Annotated in this window: 17 protein-coding genes; 7 read left to right on the plus strand and 10 right to left on the minus strand. The window is 56.2% G+C overall.

Annotated elements, in window-relative coordinates; all coding sequences use genetic code 11:
- Positions 1–15: 15 nt before the first annotated feature.
- The 4 genes from OSH09_RS11165 to glnQ all read left to right on the plus strand — a co-directional run bounded on the left by OSH09_RS11165 (position 16) and on the right by glnQ (position 3,442).
- Complete coding sequence (locus OSH09_RS11165; RefSeq protein WP_266121015.1) at positions 16–807, plus strand: MetQ/NlpA family ABC transporter substrate-binding protein; 792 nt, start codon at positions 16–18, stop codon at positions 805–807.
- 226 nt (positions 808–1,033) lie between these two features.
- Entirely contained in the window at positions 1,034–1,765 is a 732-nt protein-coding gene (gene glnH, locus OSH09_RS11170; RefSeq protein WP_376912356.1) for a glutamine ABC transporter substrate-binding protein GlnH, read from the plus strand.
- A gap of 340 nt (positions 1,766–2,105) precedes the next feature.
- The gene (locus OSH09_RS11175) at positions 2,106–2,717 is read left to right on the plus strand and encodes an ABC transporter permease subunit (RefSeq protein ID WP_243430357.1); all 612 of its coding nucleotides are present in this window, start codon (positions 2,106–2,108) and stop codon (positions 2,715–2,717) included.
- Positions 2,714–3,442: a glutamine ABC transporter ATP-binding protein GlnQ gene (gene glnQ / locus OSH09_RS11180; RefSeq protein WP_207873432.1), complete on the plus strand. Its 729-nt coding sequence runs from the start codon at positions 2,714–2,716 to the stop codon at positions 3,440–3,442. The genes OSH09_RS11175 and glnQ overlap by 4 nt, the downstream gene beginning before the upstream one ends.
- A 134-nt stretch (positions 3,443–3,576) precedes the next feature.
- Here the strand turns inward: glnQ and OSH09_RS11185 are convergent, their stop codons facing one another.
- The 3 genes from OSH09_RS11185 to OSH09_RS11195 all read right to left on the minus strand — a co-directional run bounded on the left by OSH09_RS11185 (position 3,577) and on the right by OSH09_RS11195 (position 6,203).
- Entirely contained in the window at positions 3,577–4,284 is a 708-nt protein-coding gene (locus OSH09_RS11185; RefSeq protein ID WP_207873433.1) for a hypothetical protein, read from the minus strand.
- 162 nt (positions 4,285–4,446) lie between these two features.
- Entirely contained in the window at positions 4,447–5,157 is a 711-nt protein-coding gene (gene murU, locus OSH09_RS11190; RefSeq protein WP_266121016.1) for an N-acetylmuramate alpha-1-phosphate uridylyltransferase MurU, read from the minus strand.
- The gene (locus OSH09_RS11195; RefSeq protein ID WP_266121017.1) at positions 5,157–6,203 is read right to left on the minus strand and encodes an aminoglycoside phosphotransferase family protein; all 1,047 of its coding nucleotides are present in this window, start codon (positions 6,201–6,203) and stop codon (positions 5,157–5,159) included. Before OSH09_RS11195 ends, murU begins: the two co-directional genes overlap by 1 nt.
- 139 nt (positions 6,204–6,342) lie before the next feature.
- Between OSH09_RS11195 and OSH09_RS11200 the strand changes: the two genes are divergently transcribed.
- From OSH09_RS11200 to rsmA, 3 genes are read left to right on the plus strand one after another with little or no spacing between them, the layout of a single operon-like run.
- Positions 6,343–8,700, plus strand: a complete 2,358-nt coding sequence (locus OSH09_RS11200; protein WP_266121018.1) for an LPS-assembly protein LptD — start codon at positions 6,343–6,345, stop codon at positions 8,698–8,700.
- Positions 8,693–10,165 (plus strand): peptidylprolyl isomerase, encoded by a 1,473-nt coding sequence (locus OSH09_RS11205; RefSeq protein WP_266121183.1) that lies wholly within the window; start codon positions 8,693–8,695, stop codon positions 10,163–10,165. The genes OSH09_RS11200 and OSH09_RS11205 overlap by 8 nt, the downstream gene beginning before the upstream one ends.
- 8 nt (positions 10,166–10,173) lie before the next feature.
- The gene (gene rsmA, locus OSH09_RS11210) at positions 10,174–10,965 is read left to right on the plus strand and encodes a 16S rRNA (adenine(1518)-N(6)/adenine(1519)-N(6))-dimethyltransferase RsmA (protein ID WP_222667617.1); all 792 of its coding nucleotides are present in this window, start codon (positions 10,174–10,176) and stop codon (positions 10,963–10,965) included.
- A gap of 168 nt (positions 10,966–11,133) precedes the next feature.
- On the opposite strand, the gene OSH09_RS11215 is transcribed toward rsmA, so the two are convergent.
- From OSH09_RS11215 to glyQ, 7 genes are all read right to left on the minus strand, one after another.
- Positions 11,134–12,363, minus strand: coding sequence for a nucleoside recognition domain-containing protein (locus tag OSH09_RS11215; protein WP_222667616.1), 1,230 nt, complete (start codon positions 12,361–12,363; stop codon positions 11,134–11,136).
- Positions 12,364–12,547: 184 nt separating this feature from the next.
- Positions 12,548–12,943, minus strand: coding sequence for a lactoylglutathione lyase (gloA, locus tag OSH09_RS11220; RefSeq protein ID WP_207873438.1), 396 nt, complete (start codon positions 12,941–12,943; stop codon positions 12,548–12,550).
- Positions 12,944–12,972: 29 nt separating this feature from the next.
- Positions 12,973–13,854: a M48 family metallopeptidase gene (locus tag OSH09_RS11225; RefSeq protein WP_266121019.1), complete on the minus strand. Its 882-nt coding sequence runs from the start codon at positions 13,852–13,854 to the stop codon at positions 12,973–12,975.
- Positions 13,820–14,569, minus strand: coding sequence for a lysophospholipid acyltransferase family protein (locus OSH09_RS11230; RefSeq protein WP_207873440.1), 750 nt, complete (start codon positions 14,567–14,569; stop codon positions 13,820–13,822). The genes OSH09_RS11225 and OSH09_RS11230 overlap by 35 nt, the downstream gene beginning before the upstream one ends.
- 1 nt (position 14,570) lies before the next feature.
- Positions 14,571–15,110 carry a D-glycero-beta-D-manno-heptose 1,7-bisphosphate 7-phosphatase gene (gmhB, locus tag OSH09_RS11235; RefSeq protein ID WP_207873441.1) on the minus strand — a complete coding sequence of 180 codons (540 nt, stop codon included), beginning with the start codon at positions 15,108–15,110 and terminating at the stop codon, positions 14,571–14,573.
- Entirely contained in the window at positions 15,110–17,242 is a 2,133-nt protein-coding gene (gene glyS / locus OSH09_RS11240; RefSeq protein ID WP_266121020.1) for a glycine--tRNA ligase subunit beta, read from the minus strand. Before glyS ends, gmhB begins: the two co-directional genes overlap by 1 nt.
- A complete protein-coding gene (gene glyQ / locus OSH09_RS11245; RefSeq protein WP_207873443.1) occupies positions 17,242–18,147 on the minus strand; it encodes a glycine--tRNA ligase subunit alpha in 906 nt (301 codons plus the stop codon). Before glyQ ends, glyS begins: the two co-directional genes overlap by 1 nt.
- Positions 18,148–18,336 lie beyond the last annotated feature (189 nt).

Genomic DNA, 18,336 nt, shown 5'->3' on the forward strand with positions numbered 1-18,336 from the left:
AAACTGGAGTCGCTCATGTCTTTGAAGAAATTTGTTCCTGTTCTCGCCTTGTCCGTGTCGGCTCTGCTGGCCAGCGCTGCTCAAGCTGCCGAGACCTTGTCGATTGCTGCTACCCCCGTGCCTCACGCCGAGCTGCTGGAGTTTGTGAAGCCTGCCTTGGCTAAAGAAGGCGTGAACCTGGATATCAAGGTGTTCACCGACTACGTGCAGCCTAACCAGCAAGTTGCTGACGGCCACATTGATGCCAACTTCTTCCAGCACAAGCCTTACCTGGATACCTTCAACAAAGAACACAAAACTGATCTGGTGTCGGTGGCCGTGGTTCACGTTGAGCCCTTTGGTGCTTACTCCACCAAGATCAAGAGCCTGGACGAGCTGAAAGAGGGTGCTCTGGTCGCTATTCCTAATGACCCATCCAATGGCGCACGTGCTTTGTTGCTTTTGCAAAAGGCCGGTGTTCTGACGCTGAAAGATCCTTCCAACATCCTGGCAACCTCGCGCGATGTGGACCAGAACCCCAAGAAGCTGAAGTTCAAGGAACTGGAAGCCGCCACCTTGCCACGCGTTCTGGCGGATGTGGATATCGCCCTGATCAACACCAACTACGCGCTGGAAGCCGGTCTGAACCCCACCAAAGACGCTTTGGCGATTGAAGGTGCAGACTCTCCTTACGCCAACTTGATCGCGGTAGCCGCCAAGTCCAAAGATGATCCACGCGTTGCCAAACTGATCCAGGCTTTGCATAGCGAAGATGTGAAGAAATTCATCGCTGACAAATACAAAGGCTCGATTGTTCCAGCGTTCTGAATCAAGTTTTGATACGCTTGCGTAGAGGAGAAACCTCGGGATTTCCCGAGGTTTTTCTTTTTTTAAAACTATTAAATACAAAGAGTTGGCTTGCTTCGGGTAGGATAGATCAATGCTAGGGCAGGTCATGAGCCTGCGCTGACTTGGGAAAAACATCGAACTGGCTGGTTTCAGGCCAGTCCCTACAGAGGAGTGACGGATGTTCAATAAGAAAATGAAAACCCTGATGGCTGGCCTGACCTTGGCCTTGGCTTTGCCCGCTGGGCAGGCACTGGCACAACAAGGCAAAGAGCTGGTGGTCGCAACGGATACGGCGTTTGTGCCTTTTGAGTTCAAGCAAAATGGCAAGTACACCGGCTTTGATATCGACTTGTGGGATGCCGTCGCGAAAAAGGCCAATCTGAATTACCGTTTCCAGCCTATGGATTTCAACGGCATTATTCCAGGTCTGCAAACACGCAATCTGGATGCTGCGCTGGCAGGGATCACCATCCGGGACGATCGTAAACAAGTCATCGATTTCTCCGACCCCTACTATGAAAGCGGTCTGGCCATCCTGGTCAATACTGACAACTCTGCCATCAAGGCCGCTTCCGATCTGGAAGGCAAAACAGTGGCTGTGAAGATTGGTACAGCAACTGTGGACTTCATGCAGCGCTCGGTGCCGACCGCCAAGCTCAAGCTGTTCCCCAACATCGACAACGCTTTCCTGGAACTTGCGACGGGCCGTGTGGATGCTGTGGTGCACGACACACCTAACGTGCAGTACTACGCCCAGACGGGTGGCAAAGATCGTGTGAAGGTTACGGGCGCGGTCAAGAGCGGCGACTTCTACGGTATTGCTTTCCCCAAAGACAGCGAACTGGTTCCTGTCGTGAACCAGGCTTTGAAAGACATCCGTGCCGATGGCACTTACGACAAAATCTACCAGAAATGGTTTGGCAAGCAGCCTGATTAAACAGGTTTTGAGCTAAGCGCATGCCAAGCGGTGATCGCGTGTCGTAACGGATCACCGCTTTTATTTTTTGACGCTCTGTTGTGGGCGTTTATTCAAAGACAAAGGTAGCACTGTGACTTTTGAATGGGACGCTATCTGGGGGGCTATGCCTAGCCTTCTGGAAGGTACAAAAATGACGCTGCTCATTACCCTTTTGGGTTTGGTGGGTGGCGCTGCATTAGGTTTTCTGACTGGGGTGATTACCACCTATATCCGGGTGCCGGTCACCTGGCGCCGAGCTGCCCTGTTCGTGTTGGGCGTGTTCGCACTGGGCTTTTTGCTCAAGGGCTTGTCCTGGCTGATGGGCAACTGGCTGAGCTTTGTGCCAGCCTGGATCTGGAGCTCCATACAAGCGCTGATTGTTCTGTCTTTGCTGGGCTTTTTCAGGCGCTATCTGCTGTATGTGATCTCTTTCCTGTGTCAGCTCTATGTGCTGTTCATACGCGGAACGCCTATTGTGGTGCAGGTGATGTTCATCTACTTTGCGCTGCCCATGCTGGCTAATATCCGCATTGACGGACTGACGGCGGCGATCTTCACCTTGATGATCAACTCCGGGGCCTATATCTCCGAGATTGTGCGGGGTGCCTTGCAATCGGTGCCCAAGGGCCTGAAGGAAGCCGGGGAGGCCATGGGCCTGCCGTTTCACAAGATTTTGCGGCACATCATCGGGCCGGTGGCGTTTCGCCGCATGATTCCGGCTATGGGTAACCAATGCATTATCAGCTTGAAGGATTCTTCGCTGTTTATTGTGATTGGTGTGGCTGAGCTGACCCGCCAGGGCCAGGAAATTATTGCCAATAACTTTCGTTCGGTGGAGATTTGGGGAGCGGTGGCAGTGATCTATCTGATCCTGACCGGCCTGATTGCCCTGACTCTGAAGTTGATTGAACACCGCATGAGGATTGTATGAGTATTGTCGAGTTCAAGAAGGTCAGCAAGCGCTTTGGGGACAATATCGTGCTCGACGATATCAGTCTGAATATTGATAAGGGCGAAGTGGTTGTGGTGGTAGGTCCATCCGGTTCGGGGAAATCTACTTTTTTACGCTGCATCAATAAGCTCGAAGACATTCAGGCAGGCGATATTGTGGTCAATGGCTTGAGCGTCAACGGTACGCCAGCCCAGGTGCGCGAGCTGCGCCGGGAAGCGGGCATGGTGTTTCAGCAGTTCAATCTGTTTCCGCAGATGAGTGCTCTGGAGAACGTCATGTTCGGCCCTGTCCATACGCGTGGCACAGGACGTGCTCAGGCCCGTGAGGAGGCCTTGGATCTGCTGGCCAAAGTCGGGCTGGCCGAGCGTGTGAATCATTACCCTAACGAGCTGTCCGGTGGGCAGCAGCAGCGGGTGGCAATTGCGCGAGCCTTGGCCATCAAGCCCAAGCTGATGTTGTTTGATGAGCCTACCTCGGCTCTGGACCCGGAGCTGCGTCAGGAGGTCCTGAAGGTCATGCAATTGCTGGCAGAGGAGGGCATGACGATGGTGGTGGTGACGCACGAAATGGATTTCGCACGCCGTGTGGGCAGTCGCCTGATCTTTATTGATCAGGGTCGCATTGCGCATGATGGCCCGCCTGCCGAGCTGCTGAGCAATCCGCCCAGCCAGCGTCTGAAAGACTTTTTGCAGCACGTTGCCTAGGACGACGGTAAAGGTTCTGAGGCAGGCAGAGCAAGATAATAAAAAAGCCCTTCAGGTTCTTGGCCAAACAGCCAAATCCCTGAAGGGCTTTTTTTGAGCCTGCTCGCCGCAGTCTGACAGGCGGCGGGCTGGTTTTATCTAGCGGGTGTTACGTAGATAGTACGGGTAGCGACTACGCGGTTGGCGCCATCGGGTTTGATGCGAATGGTGACCTGGCGTGGCGTAAAGCCTGCAGGCAGCTCTGCGGAACCGTTGATATAGGCATAACGGCCCACGCTGACAGCCTGGCTGGGCAGATCCACATTACCGGAACGACCATTGGTGTAACGACCGGCCGCTACAAATTCCATGGTGCCGCTGAATTCAGCCTCTTTGCCCTTGTCCTGCATCAGCAGCACAAAATGGTTCAACTGACCGTCGCTAATGCTGAATTCGGCGGCACGAATACCGGGCGAGGTTCCGCGTGGGTCAGGAGGCATGGCATCGGCAAACAGCGCGATGTCTTTTTCCAGCTTGGTGACCATGGCTTGCAGATCGCCAGTCTGTTTGTCCAGCTTGCCTTCTTTCAGGCTGACTTCTTCCAGGTCGCGGCTGGTTTGGCTCAATTGGCCTTGCAGGCGCTGCTTGTCAGCATTGGCGCTGTTCAGGTCGTAGTGCAGTTGTTCCGACTGCTCGACGGTCAGACGGGTGGGGCCATAGCTTTGCTGCAAGAACAGCAAGCCGCCTGCTCCTAGTGCAATACCGGTCAACAGCAACACAAACCAGCGTGGAATGCGGCGTTTTCGGCGGCTGGAGCCGTAGGCGGTGGGTTTGAACACGGTGCGTTTGGAGGAACCAAGCATGAGAACAGACGTTCCTGTCAGACAAGGGACTCAGGCAAACCAAGTCCTGATTACAAAACCCATTAGCATAGACGTCATTGGGGCTACGGAGGCGGGATAGCTGGCTTTGTTGCCCTTTGTTGTGCTTGGAAACGTCTGCCAGCTAGCCGGGAAAATATCAGTTTACTGTGAGGGTGCTAACGATTCCAAGTGTTGGTTTAACTGGGCCAAACGCTCGGGGGTGCCAACATCCATCCAGAAGCCTTGATGCAAGGTGCCCAGCACCTGGTGACGATCAATCGCGGCGTAGAGCAAAGGAGCCGCTTTGGCAGGCTGGTCTTTGGCCAGATGTGCAAACAGCTCGGGTTTGTAGACACCGATACCGCTCAGGGTGGCACTGCGGGCACCGGCAGCGGTTTTTGCGCACAGATGCAATTGTCCATCCTGCATCCCGAAGTCGCCTTCAGGGTGGTGGGGCGGATTGGGGGTCAGGATGAGCCAGGCTTGCTCAGGGCCTTCCCGCAAGCGCTCAGCCATGGCAAAGGCCTGGGCTGGGTCCCAGTCGGACCAGATATCACCATTCATCAACAAGAAAGGCTGGTCCTGGAAAAAATCCAGTGCCTTGGCAATGCCACCAGCAGTTTCCAGTGCCGATGATTCTGGCGAGTAGCTCAGACGCAGCCCCCATTGGCTGCCGTCACCCAGCGTGGATTCGATCTGCTCACCCAACCAGGCGTGGTTGATGATGACTTCACGAAAGCCTGCCTTGGCCAGTGCTCGCAAGTGCCAGACGATCAAAGGCTGACCACCGGCGGGAATCAGAGGTTTGGGGCAGGTGTCGGTCAAGGGACGCATGCGCTCGCCTCGACCGGCCGCCAGAATCATGGCGCGCATCAGACCGTCATGCCCAAAACAGTTTGGCGACCTTCAAGGCGATTGAGCAGGCGCAGCAAGCCGTTGAAACACTCGTAGCGGCTGGCGACTTGATGCACATAGCCCAGCAGGCGTGGCATGTGGTCCAGATAGTGGTGCTTGCCGTCGCGTAGCGACAAGCGGGCAAACACACCCAGAATACGCAGGTTGCGCTGCAGGCCCATCCATTCGTACTGCTGATGGAACACCGCAAAGTCGGCGGGTACGTCCAGACCGGCTTCCATGGCGGCCTGCCAGTAGCGAATCGCCCAGTCCAGTTGCTGCTCTTCGGTCCAGGTGACGCGGGCGTCCATGACCAGGGAAGCGATGTCATACGTGATCGGGCCAGCCAGGGCGTCCTGATAGTCAATGACGCCGGGCTCGGTCTGGCCGGGCAGGGGCATCATCAAATTAGGGCTGTGGAAATCCCGATGCACGAGTACAGTAGCGCTTTGCACATTGGCCTGAACCAGCTCGGCAAAGGTTTTGCACAGCATTTCCTGATCTTTCTCGCTCAGCTCAAACTGGCGATGCTTTTGTATGTACCACTCCGGGAACACTTGCAGCTCTTCCAGCAGGCGCTGTTCGTTGTAAGGAGGCAAACCGGTGGTGTCGGCCTGTTGCAATTTCACCAAGGTCAGCAAGGTACTGCGGTACAGTTTGTCCAGTTCGCTTTGCGGCATGGGGTTTTGCAGCGCGTTCTGAAAATTGTCCTGGCCCAGGTCGCTGAGCAGTAAAAATCCTTGTTCGGTGTCGGCCGCCAGAATTTCGGGGACATGAATGCCAGTCGGTGCCAGCAGTTCGGTGACATGCACAAAGGGTTTGCAGTCTTCAGTTACCGGGGGAGCATCCATCAACACGACGGTGCGATCCTGGGCCTGCAGACGAAAATAGCGGCGAAAACTGGCATCGCTGGACGCTGCGTGCAGGCTATCCAGATCCAGCCCGAATTGGGCTTTCAGGGTGTTTAGCCAAGTGATGGCTTGCTGCAAACGAGGGTCGGTAGCGGCAGAAATAGAAGCAGACATAAATAGAGGGAAGCAGAAGATCGTAACGGATTAGTGTTTAGCAGTGCCGCTAAACGGCAGGCTTAACTATAATACCGGGTCGCCAGGGTTTTTCACCTGGTACGAGCAAATGCAGGACACAACTGGAGGCGCAGTCTTAGTGCGAGTTGCGGCGTGGTACATCGTGTTGATGATGACAGGCATGGGGATTGCCCAGGCTCAGTCGTCCGTGCGTCCGTCTTTAAAGACGTCCCCCGGTTTGCAAGTGCGCAAACTCCAGGAAGAGGATATGGCCGTCTACTTGATAGGCGACCAGATGAAAACGCTGGAAGACGGCACCTTGCGTCTGGAAGGTGGCGCCCAGGTACGGCGTATTGATTCCGTCGTCAAAGGCGACCGGATCGACTATCAGGAAAAAACCGGCCTGGTTGAAGTGCGTGGCAATGGTCTGATCATGCGCGATGGCGCTTTGGTACGCAGCCCGGAGTTTGATTACAACCTGGATGCTGATACGGGGCGCATGTCGTCCCCGGAGTTCTGGCTGGGTGCCACCGGCGGCAGCGGAACAGCGACGCAGGCTGATATTCTCAGCTCCAACCATATGCGTCTATCCGATGTGAATTATTCGGGTTGCCCGTGTCCCGAGCCGGCCTGGTACATCCAGTCACCCAAGGTGGATTTGTATTCCAAGGAAAATGAAGGGGTGGCGCGTAATGGCGTCTTGTACTTCAAGGGTGTGCCCCTGTTGTATTCCCCCTACTTGACCTTTCCGCTGCGTAAAGAGCGCAAGTCCGGCTTCTTGTTGCCTACCTATGGCATGACGACCCGCGGTGGTTTGGACCTGAGCGTACCGTACTACCTGAATCTGGCCCCCAATTACGATGCCACGCTGACACCGCGCTTCATGAGCAAACGGGGTGCCATGCTGGGTGGAGAATTCCGTTACCTGGGTGATGGTTTCTCGGGCGAGTTGACGGGTAATTACCTGCCTGATGACAAGGAACTGGGCTATAAGCGTTGGTTGTTCATGGGGCAGTATCGCCAAAACTTGCCCGCTAATTTCTATCTGAATGCAGACATTCGTCGTGTCTCGGACGATGACTATTTCCGCGATTTCAGCAGCTTCGGCCTGAATGATTCCACGATTCAGGATTTGGCCAGTACCCTAACTTTGGGCTGGGGCGGCTCCAAGTATTTCCGCTCTCACGTTAGCGCCACACGCTATCAGACTTTGCAGGACTCCAGTACCAACTATCGCCAGCCGCAATACGACAAATTGCCAGAATGGTATTTGGGCGCATCCCGTTATAACTGGGGTGGTTTTGATGTGGTCAGTGATAACTACGCGACCCGCTTCCGCTTGCCGTTTTACAGCGGTAATTTGAGTGAATTCGATAGTATGCGCAGCACGCGTCTGGCCCCAGACGGCACGCGTTTTTCGTCTTACACGACGGTGGCCTATCCTGTCATTCGTCCCGGTTGGTACATCACCCCTAAAGCTGGCTTGCACATGAGCCAATACCAGACAGACTGGTATGTGGGTGATCCTAATATGGCCCGGTTTGCTGACCGTGCACGTACGCAAAGCCGTGTGTTGCCGATTTTGTCCGTCGATTCGGGCATGACCTTCGAGCGCGATACCACTTTGTTCGGCAACGAATCCATCCAGACTCTGGAGCCACGCGTTTACTATCTGTATGTTCCTTACCGGGATCAGTCTACGCTGCCCTTGTACGACACCAGTCTGGCCAGTTTCAACTTCGCCCAGGCGTTCAGCGAGAACATCTTCTCCGGTGGTTGGGACCGTATTTCCAATGCTAACCAGGTAACGGTAGGTTTGACCTCGCGTTGGCTGGATGCCGATACGGGCTATGAGCGTCTGGTGCTGCAAGCGGCCCAGCGTTTGTATTTTGATAAGCAAACCGTTACTTTGAGCGATGAAAAAGCGCGCACCAGTACCCGTTCCGACTACCTGGTCGGTGCCAGTGCCGCCTTGACCAACACGTTCTCGGTGAACTTTGATGCTCAGTTCAACCCGGATGAAAGACGCCGTAACCGTTTGGCTTCCGGTATTCGTTGGCGTCCTAAACGCCTGGCAACACTGGGTGTGAACTATCGTTATGAGCGTGACCCGCGTCAGGTTGTCGATCCTACCTTCACGCCACTGGAAGAGGATCATCGCGGTAAAGAATACGTTTCCATGACGGGCCAATGGCCCTTGAGCAACAAGCTGTATGCCGTGGGACGTTACGATTACTCCATCCAGGAAAGCCGTGGTACGCAAACTGTGATGGGGCTGGAATACAAAGGGGACTGTTGCTGGGCAGCGCGTGTGGTCATGCAACGCTATGCTGTTTCGGCTCGGGAAACCAATAAAGCCATCTACTTCCAGTTGGAGCTTTCCGGTCTGGGCGGGATTGGTAACGACCCTATCAAAATGCTGCGTGATCGCGTGATTGGCTATGAACCCGTCTCGGACCCCGTACAGGAAAAAATGATTCATGAGAGGTATGAATAATATGCGTTTCAGCTTGAAAAACCGTACCCTGTCATTGGCCTTGATGGCCGTAATGGGTCTGGGCACGGCCCAAATGGCTCAGGCGCAGTCCAAGCCCGCTAGCAGCACTAAAGCGGTCAAGGCCGCTGCTCCCGCCGCCGCAGCCTCCCCGCAGTTTGTGGATGGGATTGCTGCCGTGGTCAATGACGAGGTCATTACTTTGCGCCAGGTGGATCAGGAAGCGGCCCAGGTGCTGGAGCAGTTAAAACATCAGAAAATCCCTGCGCCTGATCAGGAAGTATTGCGCAAGCAGGTCTTGCAGCGCCTGATCAACGAACGTCTGGAACAGCAAGAAGCGCGTGCCATGGGCATTTCGGTAGGCCCGCAGCAAGTGGACGAAGGCGTGCGCATGATCTCTTCGCGTAACGGCATGAGCGAAGCTCAATTGCGTGCCGAGATCGAGAAAAATGGCATTAGCTGGGCACAGTACCGTGACAATCTGAAGCAGGAAATCCTGCTGGATCAGTTGCGTATGCGTGCGGTCGACAGCAGCATCAATATTACCGATGCCGACATTGATATTTACTTGCGCTCGCAAGGCGGTGCAGGTCTGGGCAATCTGGGGCAGTCCGCGGCACAAAGCCAGGATACACCTGTAAGCCTGGCGCAGATTCTGGTGCGTGTGCCTGAAGGTGCGAACTCCAGTGAAGAAGCCCGTTTGCGTACCAAAGCTGAAGGCCTGTTGGCCCAGGCTCGTTCGGGCGCGGACTTTGCCGGTTTGGCTGCTTCCAGCTCGGATGGTCAGGAAGCGCTGAGTGGCGGTGTGATGGGTACCCGTCCTTTGTCGGACTGGCCTGATCTGTTCGCCCAGGCCGTTCATCAATTGGCCCCCGGTCAAGTCTCCAACCTGATCCGTAGTGGTCAAGGTTTCCATATTCTGAAGGTGCTGGAGCGTGGTGGTGCTGCGCCAAGCAATACCTCGCCTGTAGCCAGTGCGGCATCGGCTCAATCGGGTCCCATGATGGTGACTCAGACTCATGCCCGCCATATTCTTGTCAAGCTCTCCAAAGTCATGACCTCCGAGCAGGCACGCCAGCGCATTGAGCAATTGCAAGTGCGTTTGCGTAATGGCGAGTCCTTCCAGGATCTGGCCAAGCGCTACTCGGAAGACAGCAATGCTCCACAAGGTGGCGATCTGGGTTGGCTCTCGCCTGGCGAGACCGTGCCTCCGTTCGAGCAAGCCATGGACAAGTTGCAGCCCGGTAACGATACCGCTGTGGTGGAATCCCAGTTTGGCTGGCACCTGATTCAGGTGATCGAGCGCCGCACTCGCAATATGGAAGGCGAGTACAAGCGCATGCAGGCCCGTCAGGCTTTGTTCCAGCAACGTGCTGAACCTGCCTTTGAAGACTGGCTGAATAGTCTGCGTGGTCGTGCGTATATCGATAACCGTTTGGACCCTGAGTCCAGCACCCGCCGTCGCTAAGGATAGGTATGGCCCAGCATCAGGCGCGCAAGCGCTTTGGACAGAACTTTCTGGAAGATGAGGCCATCATCGACCAGATTATCCGTGCGATTGGCCCCCGGCCTGTCGATAATATGGTGGAAATCGGTCCGGGCCTCTCGGCCCTGACCCGACCACTGACTCAGGCGCTGGAGCGCTTGCGCGTAGTTGAGATTGACCGCGATCTGGCCTCCCGGCTACGGAACAATTACTCGCCCAGCAAGTTGGAAATCATTGAGGCAGATGCGCTCAAAGTAGACTTCGGAGCTTTGGGCCCGGACCTGCGTATTGTAGGGAACCTGCCCTACAACATTTCCAGCCCTTTGCTCTTTCATCTGTTGGATCACGCGGAAGCCGTTGTTGATCAGCATTTCATGTTGCAGCGTGAGGTTATCGACCGTATGGTCGCCAAACCCGGTTCCTCAGATTACAGCCGCTTGTCGGTGATGTTGCAGTCGCGCTATCGCATGGTGAAGTTGTTTGAAGTGCCTCCCGAGGCATTCAACCCACCACCGCGTGTTGTGTCTGCGGTCGTGCGCATGGTGCCCTTGGCGGCAGATCGTCCCCAGGCGCGTGATGCGCGTGTGTTCAGCCAGGTTGTGGCTCGGGCCTTCTCGCAAAAGCGCAAGATGTTGCGGGGTGGTCTGGGTGACTGGGCAGCTCATATTGACTGGGAGGCGCTGGACATTGCACCTACCAGCCGTCCGGCGGATTTGTCCTTGGAAAAGTACATTGCCTTGGCTGATCACCTGATGGATAAGGGCGTCATACAAGCCGCCTGATAGACAAAATTCGCTAATAAAAAACACCCCAAAATCGGATATTGATTCCGTTTTGGGGTGTTTTTCATGGTGGCCCATCTTCAGGCCATGCATCGCTGAAATGCTCAGTTACTCTTGACCTAGTTTGCTGGGGAAAAGCTCCGTGCGCTCATGCTGCGTTCAAGGCTCCTAGCCAAAGAACCAATAGCAGACCGCAATCGAGGCCAGTACGCCCGCCAGATCAGCAATCAAGGCGCAGGAAACCGCATGGCGGGCGCGTTGTATCCCTACTGCACCAAAATACACCGCCAGGACGTAGAAGGTCGTTTCTGTACTGCCTTGCACGGTGGCACCCAAGAGTGCCGGGAAGCTGTCTACACCATGGTGCTGCATGGTCTCAATCAGCAGAGCGCGAGCCGCACCCGCGGAAAAGGGTTTGACCAGGGCGGTGGGCAAGGCGTCAATAAAGCGTGTATCCAGGCCTGTCAGATTCACCAGCCAGCGGATCATGTCCAGTACGATATCCAGCGCGCCAGAGCTGCGTAGCACGCCTACCGCGCACAACATGGCAACCAGGTAGGGCAGCAGATCCCGAGCGACAACAAAGCCTTCCTTGGCCCCTTCTACAAAGGTTTCGTACAGCGGGATCTTGCGTCGCCAGCCCATCAGCAGGAACAGCCAGATAATCGACAGTAACGTCAGATTGCCCATCAAGGAGGAGAGGGACTGGATAGCTGCCGCGCCCAGCGTAGCCAGCAAGGCCATGAAAGAGCCCAGAATCAGCGCAAACACTCCAAACCAGAGCATCAGCACGGGATCGAATAAACGCAGACGCTGCACCAGGGCCACACTGAGCAGTCCAGCTAGCGAGGACGCGGTGGTGGCCAGCAGAATGGGCAGGAACACCATCGTGGGGTCCGGCGCACCTTGTTGGGCTCGGTACATGAAGATACTGATAGGGATCAGCGTCAGCGATGAGGCATTCAGCACCAGAAACAGAATCTGGGCGTTGGTGGCGGTGTCCGGATGCGGGTTCAGTGTCTGCAAGGACTTCATAGCCCGCAAACCGATAGGCGTGGCGGCATTGTCCAGGCCCAGGCCATTCGCGGCGAAGTTCAGCGTGATCAAGCCCAGGGCAGGGTGTCCTGCTGGGACACCAGGCATCAGGCGGCTGAATAGCGGCCCTAGTAAACGGGCCAGGGTATCGATCAGCCCGGCTTTTTCGGCGATCTTCAGAAAACCCAGCCACAGGGTGAGCGTGCCGAAAAGCAGCAGCATCAGTTGCACGGACAGAGCAGCCATATCGAACAGGCTGCGCACCATCTGCGCAAAAATTTCGCTATTTCCCCCTACCAGCCACTGGTAAAAGCCGCTGACAGCGGCAATCAGGAAGAAAAACAGCCAAAGAGTATTGAGCATAGTGTTGGCAGTAAACAGGGCAGGGAAAAGCCAAGCTAGATTGTCGCAGAATACAGGCGGGTTTTAACGGCTACGGTATGTAAGGGTGGCGGCACAAATAGTCGCAAAGCAGGATTTGGGCAGGTTCGTGCTAAGTTGGGAAGCTATAAAAAAAACCGGCCTGCTAAGGCCGGTTCTGTCTGCTTTAATCCACGCGTCCTTTGGACTGGATCAGTTCAATCTTGTAGCCGTCCGGATCTTCCACAAACGCAATCACGGTGGTGCCGTGTTTCATGGGACCAGCTTCGCGTACGACCTTGCCGCCGCGAGCCTTGATGTCCTCACAGGCTTTGTAAGCATCAGGCACTTCCAGCGCGATGTGGCCGTAGGCATCACCCAAATCATAAGAGGGGGTGTCCCAGTTGTGGGTCAGCTCCAATGCGGCGGCTTCGGATTCGTCCTGATAACCCACAAAGGCCAGGGTGAAGCGGCCGTCCGGGTAATCGGACCGACGCAGCAGTTTCATGCCCAGCACTTCGGTGTAAAAGGCCAGAGAACGGTCCAGATTGCCGACACGCAGCATGGTGTGCAGGATACGCATAAGGTAGAGCTCCTAGAGTTCAACCTGCCTTAAAGCAGGGGCAGGGTGCCTGGATCATATTGTCGTAGCTGATTGCGCGCATTGACAAAATCAGGGTAGAGGGTCTCGACCAAAGCCCAGAACTGGGGGCCGTGATTCATCTCTTGCAGATGCGCGACTTCGTGAGCGACGACGTAATCAATAATGGATGGGTGAAAGTGTATCAGGCGCCAGTTCAGCATAATGGTGCCGTCACTATTGCAGGAACCCCAGCGTTTGGCCGGGGCAGCCAGACGCAGTTTGCGGGCACTCAGACCCGATAGATTCAGATAGTGATTCAGGCGCTGTTCAAACCAGAGTTTGGCCTGCTTCTGCAGCCAGGCCTGGGTCAGTTCCTGTACGCGCTGCGGCTCGGCACCTAGAGGCAAGGGCAGGCTTAGACGTTGATCCTGCTCGGCTTGACCGGGCAGACCCTCAAAGTGAGTCTGCTGAATTTGCGGGTTCAGACTCAGGCGGATAGGCACGCCCATAAAGGGCAATGTATCGCCGTCCACCCACTGCAGGCTTTGCAAGGCAAGCTGCTCGCGGCGTTGCTGATATTCATGCAGCTTGCGCAGTATCCAGGCGCTTTTGGTGTGCAGTACTTGCTCGGCCTGGCTCAGCTTCACCCAGGAGGGGAGAGCGACCGTCAGGCCACTGTCGTTGATGGTCAACCCCAGAGTCCTGCGGCGGGAGCGTTTGAGCTGATACCCAATGGTGTGACCATCCAGCTCAACGTGTTGCCACTGCACGCCCTCCGGCAAGGTCTCGGGCCGGACGGTCAAGGCGCTTTTGGGGGGCAGAGCAGAACCGGCGGGCGGCTTTTCTTGCCGCTGCGCCGGATGGGGAAAGGCCGTGTCAGGAAACAGAGCCAGTTGCGGGGGGACCGTCATAGCGTTCCGGATTCAAGACGCGCATTTCGGTTTCAATCCATGTCTGTACGCGTTGGTTGACTTCTTCAGGGGTCAGCCCGGTGGGATCAATGGGAGGACCAAAGGAGATAGTAACCAAGCCCGGCGTCTTGATAAAGGCATTGCGACGCCAGCATTCGCCCGCATTGTGCGCCACGGGAATAATCGGTGTGCCGGTACGACTAGCTAGTAAAGCACCCCCCATCTTGTAGCGGCCGGTAGAGCCAGGAGCGGTACGAGTACCTTCCGGGAACAGCAAGGGCCAGCGGCCTTCGTCAATGCGTTGCTGCCCAACTTTGATGACCTGCTCAAAGGCATCCCGGCCCTTGGCGCGATCAATAGGAATCATGCGCAGCAAGGCCAGACCCCAACCGAAGAAAGGGACTTTGTGCAGTTCGCGCTTGTACACAAAGCAGACCTGACGCGGCATGTAGGAGGGAAAGAACAGCGTTTCCCAGGCTGACTGGTGCTTGGAAAGGATAATGGCTTTACCATCGGGCAGGTTTTCCCAGCCCTTGGTCTGCCAGCGTATGCCCAGGATCGTGCGCGCACCCCAGACAGCCAGACGCGGCCAGCCAGTGGTGAAGCGATATCGCATATCCAATGGCAGCGGCGCAATCAGCACGCAGATAAAGGCGTAGGGGATAACGGTAATCAACAAAAAGAGTTGATAGAGTGAAGCGCGAATAATGCCCATATCAGTTTCCGTGTAGCCATTTGTCGACAACAGCAGCCAGATCGGCCTCGACGCGTGTGCCGTCGGGCAAACCGCCTTTTTCCAGTGTCCGCATGCCTTTGCCGGTTTGCACCAGCCAAGGCGCACAACCTGCTTCGGCGGCGGCCTGCAGATCGCGCAAGGAATCGCCTACCGAGGGTACGGTTTGCAGATTCACTTCATAGCGATGCCCAATGTCGCGAAACATGCCGGGGGCCGGTTTGCGACAGGTGCAGCCATCATCCGGGCCGTGCGGGCAAATAAAGATGGCGTCGATAAAGCCACCCAGCAAGGCCAGTTCACGACGCATCTTGGCGTGGATGGCGTTCAGCGTGGTCATGGAAAACAAACCACGCGCCAGACCGGACTGGTTAGTGGCAATCACCACCTTCCAGCCGTTTTCGGTCAGACGGGCCAAGGCCTCCAGACTGCCTGGAATGGCCTCCCACTCCTGTGGGCTTTTGATAAAGGCATCGCTGTCATGGTTGATGACACCGTCCCGATCAATAATGGCAAGTTTCACTAGTTAGCCAGCCTGGAAAGATCTGCAACCTGGTTCATCAGTGCATGCAGCTTGGCCAGCAAGGCCAGGCGGTTGGCACGGATGGCAGGATCTTCGGCCATGACCATGACGTCCTGGAAGAAGTTGTCCACGGCACCACGGGCCTGGGCCAAGGTGGCCAGGGAAGCGTCAAATTCACCGGCTTCAAACTGGGCCTGGGCTACGGGTTGCAATTCCTGAATCTTGGCGGCCAGTTCGCGTTCGGCAGGTTCGACCAGCAGCTTGTCGTCCAGCGTTGCCAGTTCGCCTTCGGCTTTCTTGAGCAGATTGCTGACGCGCTTGTTGGCAGCAGCCAGGCTCTCGGCTTCAGGACGTTGGGCAAAGGAGGCGCAAGCCTGGATACGGGCATGAACCTGTTCCAGCGGTGGACGCAGGGCCAGCACAGCATCTACCACGCTGCGCTCGTAATCGTTGCTCAACTGGTTGCGGTAGCGCTCGTAAATGAAGGTCTGTACTGCATCTACGGTGTCCTCAGCCAACACGCCATCCTTGAAGAAGGACGCAGTGGTGTTCAGCAGGGTATCCAGATTCAGGCTATTGGCCTTTAGTTGGGCTCCGGCTTGCAGTTGTTCGTAGGCGCTGATCAGGCCCAGAGCAGCACGGCGCAGGGCGTAAGGATCGCGTTCGCCAGTAGGAGCCAGGCCAATGCCCCAGATACCAACCAGAACCTCGGCGCGCTCGGCCAGGAACAGAATGGCTTGGGTCAGGCTGGCGGCTGTAACGGACTGGTCCAGACGGTGACGGTATTGCTCGCGAATCGCCAGCACGATGTCCTCGGGCTCGCCATCGCCTTGGGCGTAGTACGCACCCATCACGCCTTGCAGCTCGGGGAACTCGCCCACCATATTGGAGTTCAGGTCTGCCTTGGCCAGAAGCGCGGCACGACGGGCGTGCTCTTCATTGGCACCCAGTTGCTTGGCAATGTAGCCAGCCACGGATTGCAGGCGCTCGATACGGTCCAACTGCGAACCCAGCTTGTTGTGGTACACGCTGCCAGCCAAGGTGGAAACACGCTCGGCCAGGGTTTGTTTGCGATCAGTTTCAAAGAAGAACTGGGCGTCCGCCAAACGGGGGCGAACCACGCGCTCGTTACCTTCGATGATATTGCTGGGATCGTCCACCTTCATATTGCTGACAATCAGGAAGCGATTGGTCAGCTTTTGTGTGGCGGGGTCAAACAGCGGGAAGTATTTTTGATTCAGACGCATGGTCAGAATCAGACATTCGGAAGGCACTTGCAGGAATTGCTCGTCGAACTGGCCCACGTACACGGTGGGGTATTCAACCAGAGCAGTAACTTCGTTCAGCAGCGCTTCCACTTCGGGATCGTCGCCCAAGGTGGAGTTCAGGCGTTTGGCTTCGGCTTCCAGGTCTGTGCGGATCTGTTCACGACGAACCTCGAAGGAAGGAACCACCCAACCTTGCTCCTGGACTTGTGCGGCCCAGCTATCGGCATCACGGATGTCGAAGGGGGCATCACACATGAAGCGGTGGCCGTGTGTCTGACGACCGGCTTGCAGGCCCAGGGCGCTGATCGGCACGATTTCCGAACCCCACAGGGCGATCAGGCCATGCGCAGGGCGCACAAAGCGCACGCTGCTGACGCCGTCAGCCAATTGGTAGCGCATCACTTTAGGGATGGGCAGGTGGGTAATCGACCATTCCAGGGCTTCTTGCAGGCCGTTTTTCAGAGCCGCACCGGTCGCAATACCGCTAGCGTACAGGTAATCCTGCTTGCCATCGGATTCGCGCAGCAGGTCGCTGGCTTTCAGATGCTCCAGACCTTTGGCGGCCAAACGCTTGGCCAGAGCCGGAGCGATCTCGCCGTTGGCATCCAGGCCAATATGGGCGGGCATCAGTTTTTCGGTGTAAGGCTGATCTTCGGCTTGCTGGTAGGCCGCGCTGAACCAGGCCGCCAGGCGGCGTGGCGTCGCGTAAGCGCGCACTTCGCAGTTCGGGGCCAGCAGGGCCTGTTCGCTCAATACTTTTTGCAGACCTTCGCTAAAGGCCTGCCCCAGTTGTTGCAGTGCTTTGGGGGGCAGTTCTTCAGTGAACAGTTCAATCAGCAAAGGCTGTGTGGTGGAGGCGTTCATTACTTGGCCTCCGAGGATGTGTTGCTCAGCATGGGGAAACCTAGGCGTTCGCGGGAGTCGTAGTAGGCCTGTGCGACCGCGCGGGACAGATTGCGGATACGGCCAATATAGGCAGCACGCTCAGTCACACTGATGGCGCCGCGGGCATCCAGCATATTGAAGGTATGGGCAGCTTTTAGCGTCTGCTCGTAAGCGGGCAGGGCCAGCGGCACTTCAATGATGCGCTTGGCTTCGGCTTCGTAGTCGTTGAAATGCGCAAACAGCATTTCGGTGCTGGCGTGCTCGAAGTTGTAGGTGGATTGCTCCACTTCGTTCTGGTGAAACACGTCGCGATAGTAAATGCGCTGGCCGTTGTGACCTTCGGTCCAGACCAGATCGTAGACGCTTTCCACGCCTTGCAAGTACATGGCCAGACGTTCCAGACCATAGGTGATTTCGCCCGTGGTCGGCGTGCAATCCAGGCCACCTACTTGCTGGAAGTAGGTGAACTGGGTGACTTCCATACCGTTAAGCCAGACTTCCCAGCCCAGACCCCAGGCACCCAGTGTCGGGTTTTCCCAGTCGTCTTCAACAAAACGGATGTCGTGCGCTTTGGGGTTGATGCCCAAGGCTTCCAGCGAGCCGATATACAAGTCCAGAATGTTTTCAGGTGCGGGCTTGAGCACGACCTGAAACTGGTAATAGTGTTGCAGGCGGTTGGGGTTGTCCCCGTAACGCCCGTCTTTGGGGCGGCGCGAAGGCTGCACATAGGCAGCGCGCCAGGGTTCGGGGCCGATGGCCCGCAAAAAGGTTGCCGTATGAGAGGTTCCGGCACCGACTTCCATATCGTAGGGCTGAAGCAGAGCGCATCCGTGCTTGTCCCAGTATTGCTGGAGCGTAAGTATGATTTGCTGAAAGGTGAGCATGAGCAATGGCCAGTAAAGCGAGAATCTGCAAAATTTTTCTATTTTAGCGTGAACTGCGCCCTTGCAGCAGAAAAGCACCCGCAATGGGCTATTTTGGCCGTCCGGGCCATGGGCAGGGCCGCTGTGTACCGGGCGGTCAAGTTGTTTTTAGACGTATCATATGCGTTTGTCCAAATACTGCTTATTTGC

Origin of the sequence: Alcaligenes parafaecalis, assembly GCF_026344135.1 — a bacterium.
Lineage (GTDB): Bacteria > Pseudomonadota > Gammaproteobacteria > Burkholderiales > Burkholderiaceae_B > Alcaligenes > Alcaligenes parafaecalis.

Excerpts from the sequence above, each read along its gene's own strand:
- OSH09_RS11165 (WP_266121015.1), top strand. The coding sequence starts at position 16 with ATGTCTTTGAAGAAATTTGTTCCTGTTCTCGCCTTGTCCGTGTCGGCT.
- glnH (WP_376912356.1), top strand. The coding sequence starts at position 1,034 with ATGGCTGGCCTGACCTTGGCCTTGGCTTTGCCCGCTGGGCAGGCACTG.
- OSH09_RS11175 (WP_243430357.1), top strand. The coding sequence starts at position 2,106 with ATGGGCAACTGGCTGAGCTTTGTGCCAGCCTGGATCTGGAGCTCCATA.
- glnQ (WP_207873432.1), top strand. The coding sequence starts at position 2,714 with ATGAGTATTGTCGAGTTCAAGAAGGTCAGCAAGCGCTTTGGGGACAAT.
- OSH09_RS11185 (WP_207873433.1), bottom strand. The coding sequence starts at position 4,284 with ATGCTTGGTTCCTCCAAACGCACCGTGTTCAAACCCACCGCCTACGGC.
- murU (WP_266121016.1), bottom strand. The coding sequence starts at position 5,157 with ATGCGCGCCATGATTCTGGCGGCCGGTCGAGGCGAGCGCATGCGTCCC.
- OSH09_RS11195 (WP_266121017.1), bottom strand. The coding sequence starts at position 6,203 with ATGTCTGCTTCTATTTCTGCCGCTACCGACCCTCGTTTGCAGCAAGCC.
- OSH09_RS11205 (WP_266121183.1), top strand. The coding sequence starts at position 8,693 with ATGAATAATATGCGTTTCAGCTTGAAAAACCGTACCCTGTCATTGGCC.
- rsmA (WP_222667617.1), top strand. The coding sequence starts at position 10,174 with ATGGCCCAGCATCAGGCGCGCAAGCGCTTTGGACAGAACTTTCTGGAA.
- OSH09_RS11215 (WP_222667616.1), bottom strand. The coding sequence starts at position 12,363 with ATGCTCAATACTCTTTGGCTGTTTTTCTTCCTGATTGCCGCTGTCAGC.
- gloA (WP_207873438.1), bottom strand. The coding sequence starts at position 12,943 with ATGCGTATCCTGCACACCATGCTGCGTGTCGGCAATCTGGACCGTTCT.
- OSH09_RS11225 (WP_266121019.1), bottom strand. The coding sequence starts at position 13,854 with ATGACGGTCCCCCCGCAACTGGCTCTGTTTCCTGACACGGCCTTTCCC.
- OSH09_RS11230 (WP_207873440.1), bottom strand. The coding sequence starts at position 14,569 with ATGGGCATTATTCGCGCTTCACTCTATCAACTCTTTTTGTTGATTACC.
- glyS (WP_266121020.1), bottom strand. The coding sequence starts at position 17,242 with ATGAACGCCTCCACCACACAGCCTTTGCTGATTGAACTGTTCACTGAA.
- glyQ (WP_207873443.1), bottom strand. The coding sequence starts at position 18,147 with ATGCTCACCTTTCAGCAAATCATACTTACGCTCCAGCAATACTGGGAC.